The 20,864-nt window shown below is 62.7% G+C and carries 22 protein-coding genes and 2 pseudogenes; 10 read left to right on the top strand and 14 right to left on the bottom strand.

The genetic code is table 11. The features are described 5' to 3' along the window. Window positions 1-127: 127 nt before the first annotated feature. Window positions 128-1,657, top strand: coding sequence for a CYTH and CHAD domain-containing protein (locus HDG32_RS18210; protein ID WP_184069569.1), 1,530 nt, complete (start codon window positions 128-130; stop codon window positions 1,655-1,657). A 91-nt stretch (window positions 1,658-1,748) separates the two neighbouring features. Here the strand turns inward: HDG32_RS18210 and HDG32_RS18205 are convergent, their stop codons facing one another. The 8 genes and pseudogenes from HDG32_RS18205 to HDG32_RS18175 all read right to left on the bottom strand — a co-directional run. Beyond that, window positions 1,749-2,150 carry a hypothetical protein gene (locus tag HDG32_RS18205; RefSeq protein ID WP_184069567.1) on the bottom strand — a complete coding sequence of 134 codons (402 nt, stop codon included), beginning with the start codon at window positions 2,148-2,150 and terminating at the stop codon, window positions 1,749-1,751. A 120-nt stretch (window positions 2,151-2,270) separates the two neighbouring features. Then, complete coding sequence (locus HDG32_RS18200) at window positions 2,271-2,444, bottom strand: hypothetical protein (protein WP_184069565.1); 174 nt, start codon at window positions 2,442-2,444, stop codon at window positions 2,271-2,273. Window positions 2,445-2,724: 280 nt separating this feature from the next. Beyond that, window positions 2,725-5,151 (bottom strand): filamentous hemagglutinin N-terminal domain-containing protein, encoded by a 2,427-nt coding sequence (locus HDG32_RS18195; RefSeq protein ID WP_184069563.1) that lies wholly within the window; start codon window positions 5,149-5,151, stop codon window positions 2,725-2,727. 86 nt (window positions 5,152-5,237) lie between these two features. Further along, on the bottom strand, window positions 5,238-5,459 hold the full coding sequence (locus HDG32_RS18190; protein WP_184023913.1) for a DUF3562 domain-containing protein: 222 nt from the start codon (window positions 5,457-5,459) through the stop codon (window positions 5,238-5,240). 138 nt (window positions 5,460-5,597) lie between these two features. Then, the gene (gene pstS, locus HDG32_RS18185; RefSeq protein ID WP_184069561.1) at window positions 5,598-6,632 is read right to left on the bottom strand and encodes a phosphate ABC transporter substrate-binding protein PstS; all 1,035 of its coding nucleotides are present in this window, start codon (window positions 6,630-6,632) and stop codon (window positions 5,598-5,600) included. Window positions 6,633-6,852: 220 nt separating this feature from the next. Continuing rightward, window positions 6,853-7,386 carry a thiamine pyrophosphate-dependent enzyme gene (locus HDG32_RS36480; RefSeq protein ID WP_260336512.1) on the bottom strand — a complete coding sequence of 178 codons (534 nt, stop codon included), beginning with the start codon at window positions 7,384-7,386 and terminating at the stop codon, window positions 6,853-6,855. Window positions 7,387-7,560: 174 nt separating this feature from the next. Beyond that, entirely contained in the window at window positions 7,561-8,568 is a 1,008-nt protein-coding gene (locus tag HDG32_RS36475; protein ID WP_260336521.1) for a thiamine pyrophosphate-binding protein, read from the bottom strand. Window positions 8,569-9,009: 441 nt separating this feature from the next. Beyond that, window positions 9,010-10,050 (bottom strand): annotated as a pseudogene (locus tag HDG32_RS18175) (methyl-accepting chemotaxis protein); the annotation flags it as partial. A gap of 93 nt (window positions 10,051-10,143) precedes the next feature. Here HDG32_RS18175 and HDG32_RS36470 point away from each other — a divergent pair. Further along, a pseudogene (locus HDG32_RS36470) lies at window positions 10,144-10,257 on the top strand (alkanesulfonate monooxygenase); the annotation flags it as partial. A gap of 133 nt (window positions 10,258-10,390) precedes the next feature. Further along, entirely contained in the window at window positions 10,391-10,894 is a 504-nt protein-coding gene (locus tag HDG32_RS18170; RefSeq protein ID WP_184069560.1) for a flavin reductase family protein, read from the top strand. A gap of 20 nt (window positions 10,895-10,914) precedes the next feature. Here the strand turns inward: HDG32_RS18170 and HDG32_RS18165 are convergent, their stop codons facing one another. Then, window positions 10,915-11,364, bottom strand: a complete 450-nt coding sequence (locus HDG32_RS18165) for a hypothetical protein (RefSeq protein WP_184069558.1) — start codon at window positions 11,362-11,364, stop codon at window positions 10,915-10,917. Between the two features lie 129 nt (window positions 11,365-11,493). On the opposite strand from HDG32_RS18165, the gene HDG32_RS18160 reads away from it, so the two are divergent. Continuing rightward, the gene (locus HDG32_RS18160; RefSeq protein ID WP_184069556.1) at window positions 11,494-12,000 is read left to right on the top strand and encodes a PRC-barrel domain-containing protein; all 507 of its coding nucleotides are present in this window, start codon (window positions 11,494-11,496) and stop codon (window positions 11,998-12,000) included. Between the two features lie 80 nt (window positions 12,001-12,080). Here HDG32_RS18160 and HDG32_RS18155 read toward each other — a convergent pair whose 3' ends face one another. Beyond that, window positions 12,081-12,320, bottom strand: coding sequence for a hypothetical protein (locus HDG32_RS18155; protein WP_184069554.1), 240 nt, complete (start codon window positions 12,318-12,320; stop codon window positions 12,081-12,083). A gap of 349 nt (window positions 12,321-12,669) precedes the next feature. On the opposite strand from HDG32_RS18155, the gene phaZ reads away from it, so the two are divergent. Continuing rightward, complete coding sequence (gene phaZ / locus HDG32_RS18150; RefSeq protein ID WP_184069552.1) at window positions 12,670-13,968, top strand: polyhydroxyalkanoate depolymerase; 1,299 nt, start codon at window positions 12,670-12,672, stop codon at window positions 13,966-13,968. A gap of 69 nt (window positions 13,969-14,037) precedes the next feature. Here phaZ and HDG32_RS18145 read toward each other — a convergent pair whose 3' ends face one another. The 3 genes from HDG32_RS18145 to HDG32_RS18135 all read right to left on the bottom strand — a co-directional run bounded on the left by HDG32_RS18145 (window position 14,038) and on the right by HDG32_RS18135 (window position 15,648). Further along, a complete protein-coding gene (locus HDG32_RS18145; RefSeq protein WP_184023903.1) occupies window positions 14,038-14,352 on the bottom strand; it encodes a hypothetical protein in 315 nt (104 codons plus the stop codon). A gap of 137 nt (window positions 14,353-14,489) precedes the next feature. After that, window positions 14,490-15,236 (bottom strand): acetoacetyl-CoA reductase, encoded by a 747-nt coding sequence (gene phbB / locus HDG32_RS18140; RefSeq protein WP_184069550.1) that lies wholly within the window; start codon window positions 15,234-15,236, stop codon window positions 14,490-14,492. A 64-nt stretch (window positions 15,237-15,300) separates the two neighbouring features. Beyond that, complete coding sequence (locus HDG32_RS18135; protein WP_221307785.1) at window positions 15,301-15,648, bottom strand: polyketide synthase; 348 nt, start codon at window positions 15,646-15,648, stop codon at window positions 15,301-15,303. Window positions 15,649-15,854: 206 nt separating this feature from the next. Between HDG32_RS18135 and HDG32_RS18130 the strand changes: the two genes are divergently transcribed. Continuing rightward, window positions 15,855-16,694, top strand: coding sequence for a universal stress protein (locus HDG32_RS18130; RefSeq protein WP_184069548.1), 840 nt, complete (start codon window positions 15,855-15,857; stop codon window positions 16,692-16,694). Between the two features lie 23 nt (window positions 16,695-16,717). Further along, window positions 16,718-17,221 (top strand): universal stress protein, encoded by a 504-nt coding sequence (locus HDG32_RS18125; RefSeq protein ID WP_184069546.1) that lies wholly within the window; start codon window positions 16,718-16,720, stop codon window positions 17,219-17,221. A 68-nt stretch (window positions 17,222-17,289) separates the two neighbouring features. Here HDG32_RS18125 and HDG32_RS18120 read toward each other — a convergent pair whose 3' ends face one another. Next, entirely contained in the window at window positions 17,290-17,751 is a 462-nt protein-coding gene (locus HDG32_RS18120) for a universal stress protein (RefSeq protein WP_184069544.1), read from the bottom strand. Window positions 17,752-18,417: 666 nt separating this feature from the next. Between HDG32_RS18120 and HDG32_RS18115 the strand changes: the two genes are divergently transcribed. The 3 genes from HDG32_RS18115 (at window position 18,418) to HDG32_RS18105 (ending at window position 20,847) form a co-directional block, all read left to right on the top strand. Further along, window positions 18,418-18,825, top strand: a complete 408-nt coding sequence (locus HDG32_RS18115; protein ID WP_184069542.1) for a response regulator — start codon at window positions 18,418-18,420, stop codon at window positions 18,823-18,825. 16 nt (window positions 18,826-18,841) lie between these two features. Next, window positions 18,842-19,624, top strand: a complete 783-nt coding sequence (fnr, locus tag HDG32_RS18110) for a fumarate/nitrate reduction transcriptional regulator Fnr (RefSeq protein ID WP_184069540.1) — start codon at window positions 18,842-18,844, stop codon at window positions 19,622-19,624. A gap of 122 nt (window positions 19,625-19,746) precedes the next feature. After that, on the top strand, window positions 19,747-20,847 hold the full coding sequence (locus HDG32_RS18105; RefSeq protein ID WP_184069538.1) for a PAS domain S-box protein: 1,101 nt from the start codon (window positions 19,747-19,749) through the stop codon (window positions 20,845-20,847). Window positions 20,848-20,864 lie beyond the last annotated feature (17 nt).

Genomic DNA, 20,864 nt, shown 5'->3' with positions numbered 1-20,864 from the left:
TCGTCCACCGTCTCATCCACTTTTTCCGTGTACGACTTTTATCTGAGGCCGCTGGGGACGATCGGCCGTGACGCGCTCCAGGCAATCCGGTGTAGTCTGACAGTCTGGTGCTCATTTCGGAGGCAGCATGGAACGGGAGCTGAAGCTGCGCGTTGCGAATGAAGATCTCGGCAAATTGCGTAACGCGTCGATGCTTGCGCAATCAGAAGCCACAGCGGGAACGCCTCACCTGCTGACGAGCACCTATTTCGACACGCCCGATTTTTCATTTCACTGGTGCGGGGCTTCGCTGCGCGTGCGCACCGTCGGCAACGACAAAATCCAGACGCTGAAGCGCGAAGGATCGGCCAAGGCGGGGTTGTTCGAGCGGGACGAGTTCGAGATGCCCGTGAATAGCGACGCGCCCGATCTGACGCTGCTGTACGACCAGATCCCCGACGACAGCGACTGCGGAAAGCTGATTCGCGACGAGACCGTTGCGGCCCAACTGAAGCCGGTGTTCGTCACGCGGATCAACCGGTCAGCGTTTGTGCTGCGCCAGCCGTCCGGAGACGAACTCGAGCTTGCTCTCGACGAAGGAAGCGTCGAGGCGGATTCTGGATCAGTGCAGATCGCCGCGGTGGAACTGGAACTGAAACAGGGCAATCCGGATGTGCTGTACCGCGTCGCGCTGGAAATGCTCGAAACTGTGCCGCTGCGTATCGATCATCGCAGCAAGGCAGATGTCGGGTATGCACTGCTCATTGACGAGCACACCGAGGCCGTGAAAGCGCAACCAGTGCGACTGAACAAACGCGATTCGGTCGAGGATGCGTTCTGCGTGATTGTGCGCAACTGTCTGGACCAGGTCCACGCGAATGAACGGGGCGTCGTGTCGGGCCACGATCCATCGAGCGTCCATCAGATGCGCGTGGGACTTCGTCGCTTGCGTTCGGCTCTCGACCTGTTTGCGAAGGTCATCCCCGCCTCGTCCGGATTCGACGAGGAGTTGCGCTGGATTGCCTTGGAACTCGGTGGCGCGCGCGACTGGGAAGTGCTTGCGGGATCGACGCTCGACCATGCCGGCGCCGACGGCAATGCGGACGAGATCCGGCCCGTCAGAAAGGCGTGCGAGCAGATTGCCGTCAACAACCGGCAGCGCGCGGCTGCCGCGGTCGAGTCGGTTCGCTACACGCGGCTCGCGCTCCAGTTCGCGCTTTGGGTGAACCGCAAAGGTTGGCGAGATGAGATGTCCGACGAACAGCGCAACGCAATCAACGGCCCGGTGAAGTCATTCGCCGCCGATGTCCTGTGTCGTCGGCACAAGAAACTGATCAAACGTGGCAAGGGTTTGGCCGATCTGGACGATCACCGTCGTCACCGCGCCCGCATCGCGGCGAAAAAAGTTCGATACGCCACCGAGTTCTTTGCGTCGCTATGCCCGAAGCAGGCCGTTCGCCATTATGTCGACGCGCTCACCGCGCTTCAGGATGATCTCGGCTGGCGCAACGATGCCGTCGTCGCCGATCAGCTTCTGAAGTCGTTGTTGAAAACGTCGCCGGAAGCAGCCTCGGGCGCGGCCTTCGCACGCGGCTTCCTCGCGTCACGAGTCGCTGCCGATCGTCAGACATTGAAGAAGCTGTGGAAGCGCTTCAAACTGCTTTCGTCACCGCACTGACGCGAACAATTCACCGCGATGTATCCGGGCACGAACGTGTCACGCGCAACACTCATCGTGAGGTCTCACGATGTTCGAGATCGAAGTCTTATTATCCGAACAAGCGCGACCACGCCGCGCGTATGCGGCGCGCGCGGTCCTCGAACAGGTACGACGCAGCGAGCGCGAACAGGCCTGACATGACCCCCGTCGCGACGTGTTCGAGAACATGAAAGCGGTACTGGCTGAAATGAGAGTAGGCATCGCCGATAGCGGTCAGGCAACCGACGAGCAGTGCGTTGCTATAGCGATTCCCGTACCACTTCGCCGCCGGCGTGAAGGTGAGCAGCAGGGCGAGCACACCGGTGAGCAGCCCGGTTTTGAATGCGATCGCCCAGTGCGTGAGGCTCATGATGTTGCCCCAGCTCCCCGGCATACAGGTCATGCACGCGCTGGTTGGCTGCCAGAAACGCTGGATAAACAGTTTGAAGCGGCGTTTCCATGCGCTTCCCATGATGTACTCCACGATATCCAGCGCGAGATTTCACGCAGACATGGTACATCGCGAGCGTGCCGTAGCGTGGCGTGTGATGAGCGTTCTCACCTGATGGATCCGACAAGCAAACGCCAATGGCTATGACGACCGATCGCGATTACGCGCACGCGTGGCGCCCGTAATCACCGCAATGCCGAGCAGGATCACGGCCACGATTGCGATGACGTGCTGCGCGACATGCAGCGCCATCAATCCCCACGCGACGCCGCCAATGAAAATGATCCATCCGACCAGATAGATGAGCAGGGTCATCGATTTCTCCTTGTGGTTTCGGCCAATGACGCCGGTTGCCTGCGCTGCACGATTTACCGTGCGCTCCGATGATCCGCTGACAGCACTTCTAGCGGCGCATGGCGCGGTGCACACGGCGCCCTCGCCGCAAAAGCGATCAACGGGTCTATCTCCAAGCACATTGCGCGCCTGCCGCCATGTCGCGTTATGTCTGGCATCGTCAGACGCAAGGACGAGCCGAGCTAGCAGGGCACGTTCACGGGCGCGCGTCGGTACTGCTGCCGCGGCCTCACAGCAGCGCTTACTGGCCGAGTTGCCAGCGCAGGATGGGGTGGGTCGCGCCGGCAGGCATGACCCACGCGCCGGTTGGACTGAAATCCCACGATGCGTCGAAGCTCGCCGGGTTGCTCATTTGAGCAGTCGTGAACCCGTTTGACGCGGGCAGTTGCGACACGTCTCCAGTGCTCACCGTACGTGTCGTCGTCTCTTTGTCCCAGTAGACATTGCCCGCAATCGTTCCGCTGGCGCCGTATGCCACGATTCCCCCGTAAGTGCCGTAGCCCGGGCCTTGGTAGGAAGGTCCTAGCACCGGACCAACCGCGAACGACTGCTCGATCACGCCGCTATTTGCGAACGCCAATCCGCCAGCCGCAAAAAGCCCTAACACCCTGCCGGCGGCATAAGACTGTGACACCGTGCCACTGTTGATGCCGACGAGTCCGCCCGGTTCCATTCGCACATCTCCGCTAACATCCGCAGTAGTAAATGATTGAACGATCCGGCCGGTGTTGACGCCGACGAGCCCCCCTGCCTCGCCGGCATCATTCACTGAAACGCTGCTCCACGAGCGCTCGATGAGACCATCATTGGTGCCCACCAAACCGCCGATCGGAACGTTCCCATAGTGGGGCGACGTGCGCAGGCCGGTCGTATATGCGTAGGTGATCAACCCCTGGTTCCGGCCGGCCAGTATGCCGTACGTGACAGAGATGGGATCGTTGAACGAAATGTCGAAGATGGCCGTAAGTTCGCTGTTCGTCATGCCGACGTTGCGTACGACGCCCGTGCTCCCGATTTCGCCGAACAGGCCAAGCGACCGGGTACCCGACGGCGAGTAATACTCCTGCTGACTGAAGTGGTCGATCACATGTCCCATGCCGTCGAACTGGCCTGAAAAAGGTGTTGCCGCGCTGCCGAGCGAGATGAAGTCGACGCCGCCGGCGGGAGTGGAAGAGAGATTTGTCGCACTCGCGTTAATATCCTTGCCGAGCGCATAGTTGCCGGTCAGATCGAGCGATATGTTCTGCAGGTCGGAAAGCGAATTGACGAGCTTGTAGCCGGTCACTTGCGTCAGAAGACCGCTATAGGGCGCGGCAGTCCACGCGGTATTCGAGCGGATGGTCCCTGAGCTGTAGCTGCCGTTCATGTCATAGAACGAACTCACCGAACCAGTACTTACCGACCAGTCGATCGTGCCGCGGTTGGTCACGCTGGCTGCGTTATCGATGCCCATCGCGTCGGCCCGCAAACTCAGGTTGCCACTGCCGGTGCTCCTGAGCATCGTCGCAGGTGCGATCGTCACGTTGCCAAAAGCCGCGAGCGATAACGACGCCGGTCCTCGCCAGTTGAGATTCGACGCAACCGTCATGTCGCCGCTTGCGCCGTTCGTGCCGGTCGCGGTTGCATCGACGGATGTGCCGGCGTTCAGACTGCGCATGAAAGCGTCGGCTGTGCCGCGATCGATCGTGAAGTTTGGCGTCGACGCGTTCCAAAGCCCTGCTCGCACGCGGGCGCCATGCGCCAGCGTGAGTGTGTCGGCAAGCGTATCGACGGTGCCGCCGCTGCCGTCGGCATTCGTCGCGGCGATCGTGCCTTGCTGCGTGACGTGCCCGTTGTCGGCGACCAGCCAGATGTGGCCGCCGCGCATCGCCGTGCCCGTCGCGCGGATACGCGAGCCACCACCTGCAAGGGCATAGATATTCCCGTCGGCCGCTTCCAGATTGATCTGCGCGGCTTGCGTGGCACCGCGATCTATCACGGTTCCTGTGCTGCCTATCTGCACGAATACCTGCCTGCTGCCCGACGATTCGAGCAACGCCACTTGCTGCCCCGTGACGAATTCCGCGGTGCCGTTCGGTGCGCTGACCGAGCCCGCATTGACCACGACACCGCGTGCAATGAGGAAAACATCGCCTCCGCTGGAACTGATCTTGCCGAGATTCACCACATTGCCATTCGATGTGCCCGTGAGCGTCAGCGTCCCGCCATTCACGAAGGGTGTGTTCGGCAGATCGAGCGTTGAAGCAACGAATCGTCCGCCGGTAGTGATAGTCCCGCTACGACCCACCACGATGCCTTGCGGGTTGATCAGATACACGCTGCCAGTTGCCTTCAGGCTGCCGAGAATCGCGGAAGGCGCGCAGGCCGTCACGCGATTGAGCGTTGCGCCCGAACCGTTGTCGAAGTTGACGGTGCTGCCTTTGCCGATCGAGAAGCTGGTCCAGTCGATCACGCCGCGAGTCGAGTTCGGCTGCGTGACGGTGATCGCGTTGCCCTGACCGGCGATGGTTCCCGCCCCGGCAACATAGTGCCCGCCCTGCGGAAGCACGCCACCGGCAAAGGCCGCGTGCGCCAACGACAATCCGGCGATGAAAGGTGAGATGTGTTGAAACGGATGTCGGCGATAGAGCGCGCGCAGTGTCGGACGACTTAATGACAAAGGTGTCATATGTCCCCCTTCCGCGGAAGTTGGACGCCATCGGCCCGCAATCCGACCGGAGTCGCGTGAACCGTGGTGGGCCCACACGCAGAATATTAGTCAGCTTGTCCGAGAGATACCAGCGAATCCCGCACTTGCCGCCTACGCAAGTCGTCCCGCACACGACGAGCGACCAGCACCGTCAGGTAGTCCGTGATTCGTGCACCTTCGCTGTATTCAATCCACGTCTGCGCGTACATCTGCGAGACCGTTTCCTCAGGAGTGTCGGTAGCGGCGGCAATCTGCCTGATGACATCCTCGACGTTGCGCGTGACCATGGCTTGCTCCGGGCGTGCGGTGATAAAGGACCGTCACACACACGTTACCCGCCTCTATGCGTCAGTCAATTGACCCGAGTCAATTGACTTCCTCCATGATCGCTTACAAGCTGTTTGAGGCGGGTGGCATCGAGACCTTCACTGAAACACCGGTTTTCCCGACGCGTCCTTGACCTTGGTCCTCCATTGCGCGCGGATTTCCGACACGACCGAATCCGGCAGCGAAATGTAGTCGAGCTCGCTGGCAGCCTGCTCGCCGTTCTTGAACGCCCAGTCGAAGAACTTCAGCACTGCCGCGCCTTGCGCCGGCTTGTCCTGCGTCGCATGCAGCAGCACGAAGGTCGCGCCGACGACCGGCCACGCGTCCTTGCCGGGCTCGTTCGTCAGGATCTGGTAGAAGGACGTCTTCCAGTCCGCGCCCGAGGCGGCCGCCTTGAAGGTTTCGGTCTTCGGCGCAACCACGGTACCGGCCGAATTCTTCAGGCTGGTGTAGATCATGTTGTTTTGCTTCGCATATGCCCACTCGACGTAACCGACCGCGCCCGGCAGGCGTTGCACGAACGCGGCAACGCCGTCATTGCCCTTGCCGCCCGTACCGGTCGGCCAGTTCACCGTCGTGCCTTCGCCGATCTTCGACTTCCACTCCGGGTTCACCTTCGACAGAAAGTTCGTCCAGATGAAGCTCGTGCCCGAACCGTCGGCGCGGCGCACCACGGCGATGTCCGTATCTGGCAGCTTCATACCCGGATTCAGCGCGGCGATCGCCGGATCGTTCCATTTCTTGATCTTGTTCAGATAGATGTCGCCAAGCACGGCACCCGACAGAATGAGTTGACCCGGCTTCACGCCGGGCAGGTTCACGACCGGCACGACGCCGCCGACCACGGTCGGGAATTGGAACAGGCCAGTCTTCGCCAGTTCGTCGTCCTTCATCGGCGCATCGGTACCTGCGAAATCAACGGTCTTCGCGATGATCTGCTTGACGCCGCCCGCTGAACCGATGCCTTGGTAGTTGACCTTGCCGCCTCCCGCCTTATGGTACGCGTCAGCCCACTTGTTATAGATCGGGGCCGCAAAAGTGCTGCCCGCCCCGGTGATGTCGACGGTTTGCGCTTGCGCGGCCGCGAGCGGTAGAGCAACGGCAAGAACTGCAATTCCGCGTTTTAACAGCATGGTTTGCCTCCACGAGATTGACTGACCGGTTCAATGGTTGCAGCAAGCTACGCGCCGCGATCCCTCTCTTGCGCACTCCGCAGGCCCGGCGTGCCCATCGCCGCGTCGAGCCTTGCCATCGGCCCGAACGTCTAAACTTAGGCGGTTCGAATGACATTTCGTTGACAACCGCGGCGCGGCGTTCAATGCGGTTGGCTTTGTCGCGTTGAGGGATGGAATCTCACGGACAGGCTTCGGCTTCTGCATAGTACCGGTTCGGCGCGGGAAAAACTCCGGTGATGACTTCAATCAGAAAGGGGCCGTCATATTGACAAGCTTCACTCAATACACCATCAAGCTCGTCGATGCGCTCAACCGCGCGCGCGGCCACACCGATCGACGATGCAAAAGCCGACCAGCTATGACAGGGCAATTTGGTGAACTGCTCTGAAATCGAACCACTCCTGATAGCGTCGATATGGATTGCGCCATGTGCGGCGTTGTTCAGAACCACATAGATCACCTTGACTCGGTATCGAGCCGCGGTCTGAATCTCCATGCCGTGCATCATCATGCACCCATCGCCGGTCACCACGACACACGGGCGTTCCGGGGCTGCAAGCTTGACGCCGATTCCGGCTGCGATGGCCCAGCCCATCGGGGCGAGCGAGCTCGACGAAAAGTAGTTGCCCTTACCTGACGACAGCCAGTAATGGGCCATGAAGATGCGGTGGGCTCCGGAATCCACCACGACGTTGCTGTCCTTCGGCAGCATCCGGCACAAGTGCTTAACTACGTCTCCAGGATATAGCGCTTCGTCACCGCTGGAAACTCGGGCTCCTAACTGCTCAAACCGGTGGTCGTACAGGGGGGTGTCGTTGATCTCGGCAATCCACCCCTTTCTTCTTTGCAGTGCTTGCGGCAGCCCGGGAGGGTTGTCCGCGGCTTTCTAGGCCAGCAACCGGAAGCTCGCGGAAATTCCGGAGAAGATTCCTTGACGCGAAATGTGCCCCATCGCCGGTGAATCGAAGCTGTCATCAAAGATAAATAGCTCCTTCCCCCCTGTCAGCCTCCTGCTCCAGTTCATGCTGTCTCGCTGGTTCAGGTCGCTACCAAACACGACTAGTACATCAAGTTCGTCGGAGTTGATCGCCCGTGCAGCGCGCGAATGACTTGAAAATCCGTACACACCCAGTGCAAGGGCATGTTGCTCGGGAAATGCACCTTTTCCCGATAGTGTCGTTGCGACTGGAATGTGAAAGCCTTCGGCAACCTCGAGAAGAAGCTTTGCAGTTTCCGCATCATTGCCACGACTTCCGACCAGAAACGCGACTCTCTTCGACTGAAACAGATACTGATCGCACAGCGCATCCAGAGCGGCGCGGTTCGCGGGCACTTCGCATGCGTTAAATTCGCGGTGAGCGTAGGGTTGCCGTGCCACGTCCTGACCGGGCAGGACATCCTGCTTTTGAACGTCTACGGGGATACTGATGAATGACTGCGCTCGACGCATCCAGTTCAACCCTTCGATCGCACGACGCATCTCGGCCTGAGTATTTTCCTTGTTCTTTAGCTCGACGATATCCGTCACCAGACTTCTGACCACGCCGCTTTCAAAAATGCCTCCGGGCGTGGCATCCTGGAACGCCCCTTTGCCTTCCGCATGCGACGAGATCCCGCCGGCAATATAGAGCATCGGAATCCGGTCTGCGTGAGCGGCTGCCATGCCGGGAACGAAATTCATCGTGCCTGGGCCGGAAATCCCTGCGCAAACGCCGAATTTCCGGCTGGCGCGGGCATAGCCATCGGCCATGAAAGCACTGCCAGTCTCATGAGCGCCGACGATTCCGCGAGTCAAAGGGGAGTTGTCGATTGCGTCCAGCAGCGGATAGATCAGTTTTCCCGGGACCAGGAACACGTGGTCTATTCCGACGGACTCCAACGAGTTCACAACCATTGTCGAGACATTGAGCGGAGCGTTTGATCCCATAGTTTTGATTACGATCTCACGAGTTACCGTTAATCGAATCTCACCGCTGCGCATCTGCCCGTCACGCGCTGCATGTCGGAGCGGCGCGAGACGAGATCGGCGATGGCCAGTGCGCGGAGACGGCGAGACGACATTCAAGGCGCTGCACGTCGAGTGCAGTCGCGCATCACGCTATTTCCTCGAACCCGCTTGACCGGCGGGCACGGGTGTCTCCGTCCACAATCACACGCCCTGGCTGCACCGTTGATCATCCACGCTGCCTGCGTGCCTGAGGCAGTCGCCGCGGCGAATTGATAGCCATCCGGCGCACGTGTATCGCGGATCTTCGCCCGCTCGACTCCCGCGGGGCTGGCACGCGCCGACGGTATGAATCGACGTCATCCAGCACCCGGAACCGGTCGGAATCGCTCAGAATTTCTGCCAGTCCGTCTCAGTCGCGGCGGCGACGACTACCGGACCTTCTGAAGAGGGGACTGGTCTCCTCGCAACCTTTGCCGGGGTTACAGCAGAGGACGGGGCGCGGTTCAGGGCCGTCCGTTGCGGTACTGCCGCTTGCGTCGTCGCTCGCGATGAAGCAGCCTTCTCGCCATCGACCTTGAAAAAAGCGACCGTCTTGCGCAGGCTTTCCGCTTGCCGGGCCATTGTCTGGGCTGCCGCCGACGCCTCTTCGACAAGCGCAGCGTTTTGCTGTGTGACCTGGTCCATCTGGTTGACTGCCTGATTGACCTGTTCGATACCGGTGCTTTGCTCGCTCGATGCCGACGAGATTTCGCCCACGATGTCGGTCACGCGCTTCACTGACTGCACGATTTCCTTGATCGCACCGCCCGCTTCTTCGACGAGCATCGAGCCTGCCTCCACCCGGCTGACAGAGTCCGAGATCAACTCCTTGATTTCCTTCGCGGCAGTCGCACTGCGCTGCGCGAGCGTGCGGACTTCGCCCGCAACGACAGCGAAGCCCCGCCCCTGTTCTCCCGCGCGGGCCGCTTCGACCGCTGCGTTCAGCGCGAGGATATTGGTCTGGAAGGCGATACCTTCGATGACGCCGATAATCTCGGACATCGTGGCCGAGCTGGTGGAGATGTCACGCATTGTGTCGACCACGCGCCCGACGATCTCGCCGCCATGTTGCGCGACGCTCGAGGCGGTACCCGCGAGCGTGGCAGCCTGGGTTGCATTGTCCGTGTTGTGGCGGACCGCCGCAGTCAGTTCCTCCATGCTGGAAGCCGTTTCTTCGAGCGACGCCGCCTGTTGCTCCGTGCGACTCGACAGATCCAGATTGCCTTGTGCGATCTGCGCACTCGCAGTCGCGACACCTTCGGCGTTCTCGCGCACCTCTGATACGACCCGCACCAGGGCGTCGCACATGGCTTTCAGCGACGCCATCAGGCTGTTCGTGTCGCCGGGCCGCAGGGCGATACTGATGTTCAGGTCGCCGGCCGCACTCGCTTGGTGCAAAGCTTTTGGTCGCCCCGAACATTTATCGTTTGCATAAGCCGGTGATAGCCTGAATTCGTCCCACAGGCGTGCACCGCGTCACGTCTGCTTCCGCGGGCCTGGACCGAAGAGCGGCCGTTCGATCACGAGGGCCGTTTCTACCGCTTCGAAAAAGCCTTCTCCGATGTGAAGCCGAAACAGACGCCCCACCTGCCGATCTTGGCGACGAACAACCGCGCTGAGATTCATTCTATTTCGATATGTTTATATCGATTCAATATTTAAGTTTTGCATCTTCCGGAGCAGCCGCACAGGCATGCAACACGCGACGAAATTTTATCCAGAAGGCCCTATGAGCAATTGGATCGCGCAGCTTTTCCGGCATTTGACTGCGGGTGTGTATGTGATCGGCGTAGCGGACGGCGAGCGCCGCAATGCGTTCACCGCAAGCTCGGTGATGCAGGTTTCGTTTGCACCATTGCTGATCGCGCTCGGCATCAGTCCCGAGCATGAATCGTACGAACTCCTGCGCAGCGGCGCGGTGTTCGCGATCAGCGTGTTGCGCGCGGATCAACAGAAGCTCGCCGAGCACTTCGGCACGCAGTCGGACCGAGCCGTCGACAAGCTCGCGGTGGCTCGCTGGCGTACCGGCGTGACCGGCGCGCCGCTGCTGCTCGATGCGCTCGCGCATTTCGACTGCCGGGTGACCGGCGACATCGAGGCGGGAGATCATCGGCTGATAGTTGGGCGTGTCGTCGATGGCGCGCTAGCCGGCGCGGACGGCGACCCGCTGATCTACGCGCAGACTGGCAATCTCGACATGAGCGAGGATCTTTATCCGGAGACGTTTTCGTAGTTGGCTGGCGTGCTGGCTGCTCAATGCCCGTGCCCGCCATGTCCTCCGTGCCAGTGGCCGTAATAGCCGCCACGGCCATAGCCACCGCCCCAGTAGCCTCCGATCACCACTGACGGTCCCCACCATCCGTAGTAGCCCGGCCATGAATAGCCATAGGGATAGCCGTAATAGCCGGGATAACCGTAATACCCGGGATAGCCGTAATAGGCAGGCGCAGGTACCGCGACGTACGTGCAATTCTGTCCCGACAACGGCAAGTCGTTTGGCGCCGCATTCGCGGCCGCCGTACCGCTCGCCGGCACAGGCGCGTTGCCGGACGATGCTTGCGCGGGGCCAGCGGCAGTGGCGCTGGTGCAGGCGTAATAGCCACCGGCTCCCGGATAGTACGAATAAGGACCGTAATAGACGCAGCCAGACAACACACATACGCCCGCCACGCCAGTGCATAGACCAACGATTCCACAACGCATGATCGCTCCCCCTATCCGGGCGCAGCGCAGCCGTCTCGACACGGCCTGTTTTTATTCTAGTCTTCGAATCCGGTCTCGGGTACGGGTCTTGCAAACGGCAGGTATTCCGTGGAAATCAGGAGTTTCGACATGAACCCGCTCGATCCTCTCGACTCGAACGCCTCCGCGACTCCCGTACAGCCCAGCGCCGGCGCACGTATCGCCGGCAGCGGCGTCGGCGACGGTCCCGGACCCGAGGTCATGGCCGCCGCGACGCTCGACGGCAACAAGGTGATCTCTTCCGATGGCCAGGACCTCGGCAAAATCTCCGATATCATGCTCGACGTGCGCAGCGGCCGCATCGCGTATGCGGTGCTGACGGAGGGCGCTTTTCTCGGCATCGGCGGGACCTTGCACGCGATCCCGTGGCGTTCGCTGACGCTCGACACGGACCGCAAGTGCTTCCAGCTGGACGCCACGGCCGAGCAGGTGAAAAGCTCGCCGGGCTTCGACAAGGACCATTGGCCGGCGATGGCCGATCGCGCATGGGGGACGTCGGTCCATCAGTTCTATCATCGCGAACCGTACTGGGAAGCGACGCGCAGTGTCGTCGAAAGCGATCCCGCGACACGTGTCGATCCGACGAGCGGAATCTGAAGATACGCATCGCGACGCTTGAGCGCCGCTACCTCGCACGCGTTGCCTGTTGCGGCGAGCACGCGAGGCGCGGTGCGCCGTTACACCCCGATGGTCCGCGTCGTCTTCAGCGCGATCCACGTCATGCCTTCGCGCAAGCCTTCGAGTACCGCTTCTCTTTCCACGGCGAACACCCGCGACTGATGAAAGGTGCGTTCGAAGTCACCCTCGGGCGACACATGTTTGACATGGATCGTCGACAGAAACCCGCCTTCCTGCGCCTCCCGCGTCTCGACGCTCACGGACCAGGTTCCTTCCTGCGCGTTTGCTGATATGGCCATTGGATGCTCCTCGGGGTTGTCGCGAGCGACTGGCATCGTCAGCGTAATGACCCGCAACGCCTCTCTCGTTGATCCACGTCAACCGTCAACACGAACCATGAGTCACGCTCGACGTCGTTCGCTTTCCCCGATACTTTCAGCTCCGTTTCAGACGCACGCCATCGCGTGAAAACCCTGCCGGGAAAACGCGCAACGCCTCTTGCACGCGGCGTGCTTAGCGCGCCGCGTGCACCGATTTCGCGCCCCTCGCCCCGACGTTTCGCGGTAAGCTTTGCGACGGTATCCGCGTCATGAGTTCGTGCCGGTGCGGCAACGCTGCCCTCATGATCGACGAATGTCGGAGTTCATCATGTGGTACGCCTTCATCGATGCACAGCAACGCCTCGCGCGCGCGATGGTCGGGGGAGTTCTGTCCGAACCGGAGTCGGGGCCGCGCCCGCAAGCGGGCTGGCTCGGCCCGGAACAGGCGGCCGACGCGCTCAGCAACTGGCTGCTGAGATCCGCCTGCGCTTTCGAACGAACGCCGACATTCGCGATCCACTCCGTTGCCGACAACGGTAGCCGCGTTACCGTCGACGAAAGCGTCGTCGCCTCCTTGCCGCTCGGCGCGCTGCTCAGGTTCAAGCGCACCCCCTCTACACCCCCTACCGACGCAAAACTGCCGGTGCTGTTGTGCGCGCCCCTCGCCGGACATCACTCAGTCATGCTGCGCGAGACCGCCGAAACGCTGCTCGAGGAACGTGACGTGTTCGTGACCGATTGGGCCGACGCGCGCGACGTGCCGCGCGAAGCGGGCCCGCTATCGCTCGACGACTACGTGCAGGCGCTCGAAAGCTTCGTCGGCGCCGCCCGCGCGTTCGGTTCGCCGGTTCATGTGATCGCGATCTGTCAGGCGAGCGTGCCTGCGCTCGGCGCCGCGGCGCTGCTCGCCATGGACGAGGCGGCGCCGATCGCGAGCCTCTCGCTACTCGGCGGCCCGATCGATACCCGTTTGAACCCGACCATCACCGACCGCTTCGCCAGTTCCCATTCGCTCGAGTGGTTTCACGACCATGCGATCGATATCGTTCCACCGCCCTATTGCGGCGCGGGGCGTCTCGTGTATCCGGGCTTCATCCAGCAGACCGCGATTTTTGCCGCGCATCCGGAGCGGCAGTTGCGACTCGAAGCGGATTACTGGTCCCGATGGCTCGCCGGCGATATGCCCGGTGCGCAGCAGGCGCTGCGCTCGGCAAACGAATATGCCGCGGTGCTCGACATGGCGGAGTGCTACTTCCTCGACATGCTTCGGGTGGTGTTTCACGAACATCTGTTGCCGCGCGATCTGTGGTCGGTCGCCGGGCGCCGGGTACGAATCGCCGCGCTGCGCGATACCCCGCTGTGCACGATCGAGGGTGACAGCGACGAGATCACGGGCGCGGGGCAAACGCATTGCGCGCATGCGCTGTGCGATGCATCGCCGATGCGAGCCGCGCGGCAGCTCACCATCGAGCAGTGCAATCACTACGACCTCTTCATCGGGCCGCGTTGGCGCGATGCGGTTCATCCGGGGCTCTGCGAATTCTGGCGCGATGTCGAGCACGCCGCGTTGAAGGTTTGCCGGCCGCGCCGCGCGGCCAGGGGTTCGGCAAACCGCAAATCGGCGTGAGGTGGCCGGGGAAAACGTCAGCAGTCCGCATCTGACGAACGCCGAGCGTCACGTCACGACGCAAGTTCGTCAGTTCCCACGCTCGGTGCCGATCGCTGTTTCGAGGGTCATTTCCGCCACATCGAACGCGCGACGGATCGCCGCTTTGGCGTCGTCGTCAGTGCAGTGCGCGACGGGCTTGAGCTCGTGCGCGGGCGTGACCAGATCCAGCCTCACGTCATACAGCGGATGCGCCGATCCCGGACGCAACGCCTCGATGGCGAGATGGCAGTGCGACACGAGCGCGCCAAACCGCGCGAGACGCACCAGTTGCGCACCAGCTTCCGCTTCGAGCGGAGCGGCACCCGCAAAGCCAAGGTAGACGATCTGCATGTCGATGCCCATCTTCGCCTCCCCTTGCGAGTGTCGATCGAACCTGTTGCGCGCAGACTCAGGGTCCAGGCGCCTGCGATGGGGCTTATCCTGTTCTTGCCAGAAAGGCGGTCATTGACGTGGGTCAAGCGCGGTGAAGGCGAGCACCCTCACTGCATATGCATACCCCCGTTAATCGCAATGTCCGCACCGGTGATAAAAGCCGCCTCCTCTGAGCATAGAAACGCGATCAACGCCGCCACCTCGTCCGGACGTCCCAGCCGGCCGAGCGGAATCTGCGGCAGGATCTTCGTGTCGAGGATCTCGCGCGGCACCGCTTCGACCATCGCGGTCGCGAGATAACCGGGCGACACCGTGTTCACCGTGACGCCGTACTTCGCGGTTTCGAGCGCAAGTGCCTTCGTGAAGCCGTGCACGCCCGCTTTGGCAGCTGAATAATTGGTTTGCCCGTAGGCGCCGCGCGAACCGTTGACCGACCCCACGTTGACGATGCGGCCGTGGCGCCGCTCGAGCATGCCGGGCAACAGCGGCTTGCTCATGTTGAACAGGCCATCGAGATCGGTGCGCAGCACGGCGTCCCAGTGCTCCTTGCTCATCTTCGCGAAGCTCGTGTCGTGCGTGATGCCCGCGTTGTTGATCAGCACGTCTACCGCGCCCAGTTCGGTCAGCACGCGTTGCGCGCAGCGCGCGCATGAATCGAAGTCGGCGATGTCGGCTTCGTAAGCGTGAAAGTCGCGCCCCGTGTCGCGCTCGTGCTGCAGCCATGTCGACACGTGATCGTTGTGCGTCGAGTGCGTCACCGCGACCGTCATGCCCGCGTCATGAAGCGCCCGGCTGACCGCCGTGCCCAAACCGCCCATCCCGCCTGTGACCAATGCCACGCGATCCGTTCCCATCTGAACTCCTCCTTGCCGTGTCTGCCATTGACGGTGCGCGCGCCGGCCTTGCCGGCGCGCGCGGCTAAACGACGCCCGCGAACGGCAGCGCGTTCTGCGAGCTCCACCACCATGCGCTCAGGCCGCCCGCGAGCGGCGCGACGCCTGGCGCGATGCCGTACACCGCCTGCCACCACGCATACCAGGCGGCGCAAGCGCGGTTGGCCTCGCCGAACCAGTCCGCCTCGCGCTGCGCGACGAAAGCGATCGACTTGCTCCAGTCGGCGAAGCACCGCTCGGCGTACTCGTGTGCCTCGCCCTGTGCGGTCTGATACGCCGCCGCGTAGTCGAGCCAGCCTTCGGGCGGTCCGGACGCCGTCGAGGTCCACGGTGAAGCGGGGCGCCCGGGCGGCGCATCGGATTCGGCAACCATGATCGCTGCCCTCCAGAGCACAGCATAGGATTGCCAGGCGCGGTTGCAAACCGTCGAGCGCGCCTGCTACTGTAATTTGAGCGCGCGGCGGCCCCCGCTTGATCTGCATCAACAGCCGCGGCCGCCGGGCCCTTAGACTCCATTTGACGACGGGCTCGAGCCTGCTTGCGCCCGTTTCCCCGCGTTTCTGTCACGGAGCTTTGGCGATGAGCTACAAAAGCATTCTCGTTCACCTCGATACGAGCGTTCGTGCACATCCGCGCCTCGAAATCGCATTGCAGCTCGCACACCGCTTTCATGCGACGCTGACCGGCCTGTTTTCGACGTACGTGCCACCGCGGCACGCGTTCTTCGTGATGGCCGGCACCGCCGACTACTACGCGGAGCACGAGCGCCTGCGGCACGAGCGTGCCAGCGCGCTGGAGCGGCTGTTTCGTGCGGAACTCGCGCGCGCGAACGTCGACGGTCATTGGATCGCCGCGAACGGCTACGCGAACGACGTGGTGCCGCCCTATGCGCGTCTCGCCGATCTGATCGTGCTCGGGCAGACCGACCCGACCGACCCCGAGGCGTTCGTCGCCGAACAGTTCGTCGAGCACGTCGTGCTGTCGGCCGGGCGGCCGGTGCTGCTGGTGCCGTCGGGCGGCACCTTCGCGGCGCCCGGCCGCCACGTGCTGATCGCGTGGGACGGCAGCCGCGAAGCCACCCGCGCGATCCACGACGCGCTGCCGTTCCTCGCGCACGCGTCCAAAGTGACGCTGCTGACGGTTCATTCATCGGGCGATCGTCCGCCGCGCGACACGGTTCCGGGCGACGACATCGCACTCACCGTCGCGCGTCACGGCGTCAAGATCGACGTGCGCGAACTGAGCGTCGCGGACGGCACGCCGGTCGGCGACGCGCTGCTGTCGCAGGCGGCCGACCTCGGCTGCGACATGATCGTGATGGGCGCTTACGCGCATTCGCGTCTGCACGAAGTCGTACTGGGCGGCGCGACGCGCACGATGCTCGAGTCGATGACCGTGCCGGTGCTGTTGTCGCACTGAAGTGCGCGCTTAAGGAGTCCGCCATGTTTCACCGCCTACTCATCGCGCTCGACGGCAGCGACACTGCCTCCCGTGCGTTCGACGCCGCGCTGACCCTTGCCGCCGAATCGGGCGCCGAGCTGCAGCCGCTGTACGTGATCGACGTGCCCGTCATCGCCTACGACGCGCCCGGCTTCGACCCTTGCGTGATCCACGACGCCTTCATCGAGGAAGGCAAGCGGATCGCGGCCGATGCCCAGAGCCGGATGACCGCGCGCGGGATCAAGGGCACGGCCCGCACCGTCGAAGCCGCGATCACCGGCGAAGACGTCGCGCATCGCATCGTCGAGGCGGCGCTCGAATGGCACGCCGACGCGATCGTGATGGGCACGCACGGCCGCCGTGGTGTTCAACGACTGATGCTCGGCAGCGTCGCCGAGCGCGTGCTGCGCAGCGCCAGCTGCCCGGTGCTGATGGTTCCCGCGCACGCGAACGGCGCGACGCGCGATCAGTCAGTCCCGGCCTGCGCCGAAAACGAACTCACCTGAGCCGCGAAAACCAGGCTGCTGCGCGGCCGCTCCGACGCGATCGCGCCACGGCTCCGCGACGCGGCGCTTCAGGGCCGCGCGTGCCCGTGTTCGTCATGCCGCACGATCAGCACCGGCTTGTCGGTCGCACGCACGAGCGACTCGGCGACGCTGCCGAGCAGAAAGCGCTGCACGCCGCGGCGACCGTGCGTGCCCATCACGATCAGATCGGCTTCGATCTCGTCGGCGACGCGCGCGAGCACCGCGGACACGCTTTCGGCGTACGCGTCGATCACCCGCACGCCGCCGGGCACCTGCGCCTCGCGCATCAACTCGCGCGGCGCATCGAGCGCGCGGCTGGCGAATTCTTGCGCCGCGGTCGCCGGTTCCGGCTCGAAAGCCACATCGGCATTGTCCGACCACTTGCCGTGCCCTACCACGCAGCAGGCTTCGAGTGTGGCGCCCGTCAGCTTCGCGAGCTTCAGCGCCTCGGCAAAGGCGCGCTGCGCGCTGGGACTGTCGTCGAGCGCAACCAGAATTCGTGCATACATGTTGGACTCCCTGTGAAAGCGCTGGCATGAACCGAAGCGGTGCCGTCGCGTGTCCGCGCCGACAGTGTGAAGCGCGCGCCGCCGCGCGGCTTGACGCAGGTCAATGGCTCGCCGCTCGGGAGCTGGTTGCGCACGTCCACCGGGATCGTGACCTGGCCCTTCGAAGTGATAGTTGCTGCTGCCATAGTGGCACCTCCGATGCTCCTAGCATTTAGGTAAGGAGAAGAAAAAGGCAAGGACGAAATGGCCGCACGCCGATGAGGTATTTAACAGCAGACAGGCTAGAAACGCCGGGCAGCCTCGGAAGGCAGCGTCCAGACGTTATCGTCTATCGTGCCAGCACGGTCTACGATGAGCAGGAGTGGGAAATATCGATAATTTGCATCGTAGGCACGTCTTCCCCGGCAGTAACAAGCCCACTCAGATACTTACTATTCTTCGAATAATTGAAAATACATAATGGCCGGTCTATCGCACAGCTTTCCACTTCTTTAATGCCACTTCGTATTAATATATTTTCGACGCCGATATGTTCGCCCGTCACTTCTGATTGAACAGCAAAGCAGCCACACCATAGGAATATTCCTACAACATTACCCGAACTCCTAGCGCCGCTTAAATCCCCGCCGATATATTTCTGAGATGAGGTTGCCAATACTGGTCGGTATGGACACCGCCCCGCCAGCCACCTTATCGAGAGTCTTCCTCGTCGACGATGCGACCGAGGTCCGACGCCGGCTTGCTTGCCTGATCGCGCTGATTCCCGGCATCGAAATCGCCGGCGAGTCCGCCGGCGTCGAGCACACGTTCGACGACATCGTCGCGAGTCGCGCCGATGTCGCGGTGCTGGACCCGTGCTTCTCGGGCAAGACCAATCTGCTGCTGCTCGCGGCGCTGTCGCGGGTGCGGCCGTCCATCGTCAGCATCGTGTTGACCAATCATTGCGCGACGGCGTTTCGCCGAGCGTGCGAAGCGGCGGGCGCCGACTTCTTCTTCGACAAGACCTCGGACTTCGAACTCGCCTGCCGTGCCATCGAAGCGATTGCCTATGCGCGTCGTGCGCATCCGGTCTGACCGCCAGGAGCCGATCATGCAAGTTGCCGCAGTCTGTGAACCCCGCCACGACGCGCCCCGCACTTCGCACGTCGTACCGATCCACGTCGTGCCACGCACCGCGGCCACACGCTACGCCGTGCCGCGCTGCTCCACCTGCGCGATGCGCGCGATCTGCATGCCGCCCGAGCTGACATCCGACGAACTGAGCCGACTCGACACGTTGATCTGCTCGACGCGCTCGATCAAACGCGGTGATCCGCTGTATCGCGCGGGCGACGCATTTCAAAGCATCTACGCGATCCGCGCCGGATCGTTCAAGACCGTGGTCATGCATCGCGACGGCCGCGAGCACGTGACTGGCTTCCAGATCGCCGGCGACTCGCTCGGCCTCGACGGCATCAGCGAGGGCAAGCAGAATTGCGATGCGATCGCGCTCGAAGACAGCGTCGTGTGCATCATTCCGTTCGCGCAGCTCGAAGCAATCTGTCGCGAGATGAAGCCGATGCAGCATCACATCTACCAGATGATGAGCAGCGAGATCGTGCGCGAATCGAGCCAGATGATGCTGCTCGGCACGATGAGCGCCGAACAGCGCGTCGCGACGTTTCTGCTGAATCTGTCGAAGCGCTTCAAGGCGCGCGGCTTTTCCGCGGCGGAGTTTAATTTGCGCATGACCCGCGAGGAAATCGGCTGCTTTCTGGGCATGAAGCTCGAAACGGTGAGCCGGATGTTCTCGAAGTTCCAGCGCGAGCGCCTCGTCAAGGCGAACGGCAAAACGATCCGCATCGAAGACGCGGAAGGACTGGCTCGGGTTTGAACGCCGACGCGACGCTCGCCTCACGTTTGTTCGCGGGACATGCGGGTTGGAACAAGCGCTCCCGAACTGATATAACTCGGTGCGTTGCGGTGCGCGACCTTGCGTGACCACCCGGAGGAGCGATGGGTCTGTCGAGCGGCGAGTCTTCCTGCTTCACCGGTGCGGCGTCCGTGTCGGACGTGCCAGTAGAGGATCGCTATTTCATGTTGATCGATGCGGTTCAGGACTATGCGATCTTCATGCTCGACGTGTCCGGCCGCGTGACCAGCTGGAATCCCGGCGCACAGCGCATCAAGGGCTACGCGCCCGAAGAAATCATCGGCCAGCATTTCTCGAAGTTCTATACCCCGGAAGACATCGCGGCCGGCAAGCCCGCCCGCGAACTGGAAATCGCCGCAGCCGTAGGCCGCGCCGAGGACGAAGGCTGGCGCGTACGTCGCGACGGCTCGCGTTTCTGGGCCAACGTGGTCGTTTCCGCCGTGCACGACGCGTCGGGCGCGCTGCTCGGCTTCGCCAAGATCACGCGCGACCTGACCGAGCGTATGCGCCTCGCGGAACTCGAACGCGCGAATCAGGTATCCACGCACGTGCAGATCGCCCGCGAAAACGAGCAAAAACGTATGGCGCGCGAACTGCACGACGATCTCGGCCAACGGCTGACCGCGCTGAAAATGAGCGTCGCGCTGCTCGAAGCGAAGCTGAAAAGCCAGGCCGACACCGAGCCGCTGGCCGCGCAGACGCACGAACTGCAAAAGCAGATCGACTGGATGGCCGCTTCGCTGCGGCGTATCGCCGCCGATCTGCGGCCCCCGCTGCTCGACGACCTCGGGCTCGCCGCCGCGCTCGACTGGCTGGCCGAAGACTTCACGAAACGCTACAACGTGCGCTCGAGCGTGCATCTCGAACCGGCCGAGCCGGTATGCGGCGAATTCGCGGCGACGGCGCTGTTTCGCATCGTTCAGGAGGCGTTGACGAACGTCGCGCGGCACGCCAAGGCCAGCCGCGTACGCCTCGACATGACCTGCGCGGGCCCCATCGTATCGCTCGATATCGAGGATGACGGCGTGGGTGTCGCGCTGGATCGGTCGCAGGGAACAGATTCATTCGGTTTGCTCGGCATTCGCGAACGCGTGCGGCAGTTGCGCGGCAACGTGTCGTTCACCAGCTCGCCGGGCCATGGCTTCAGGATCTCGATCCAGATACCGGCCGACGCGCTCGCGTAATGCTCACGCGCTGTCGC

Origin of the sequence: Paraburkholderia sp. CI2, assembly GCF_014201055.1 — a bacterium.
GTDB classification, from domain to species: domain Bacteria; phylum Pseudomonadota; class Gammaproteobacteria; order Burkholderiales; family Burkholderiaceae; genus Paraburkholderia; species Paraburkholderia tuberum.
Note: the sequence above shows the minus strand (reverse complement) of the source record. Positions and strands in the feature narration are given on the sequence as shown.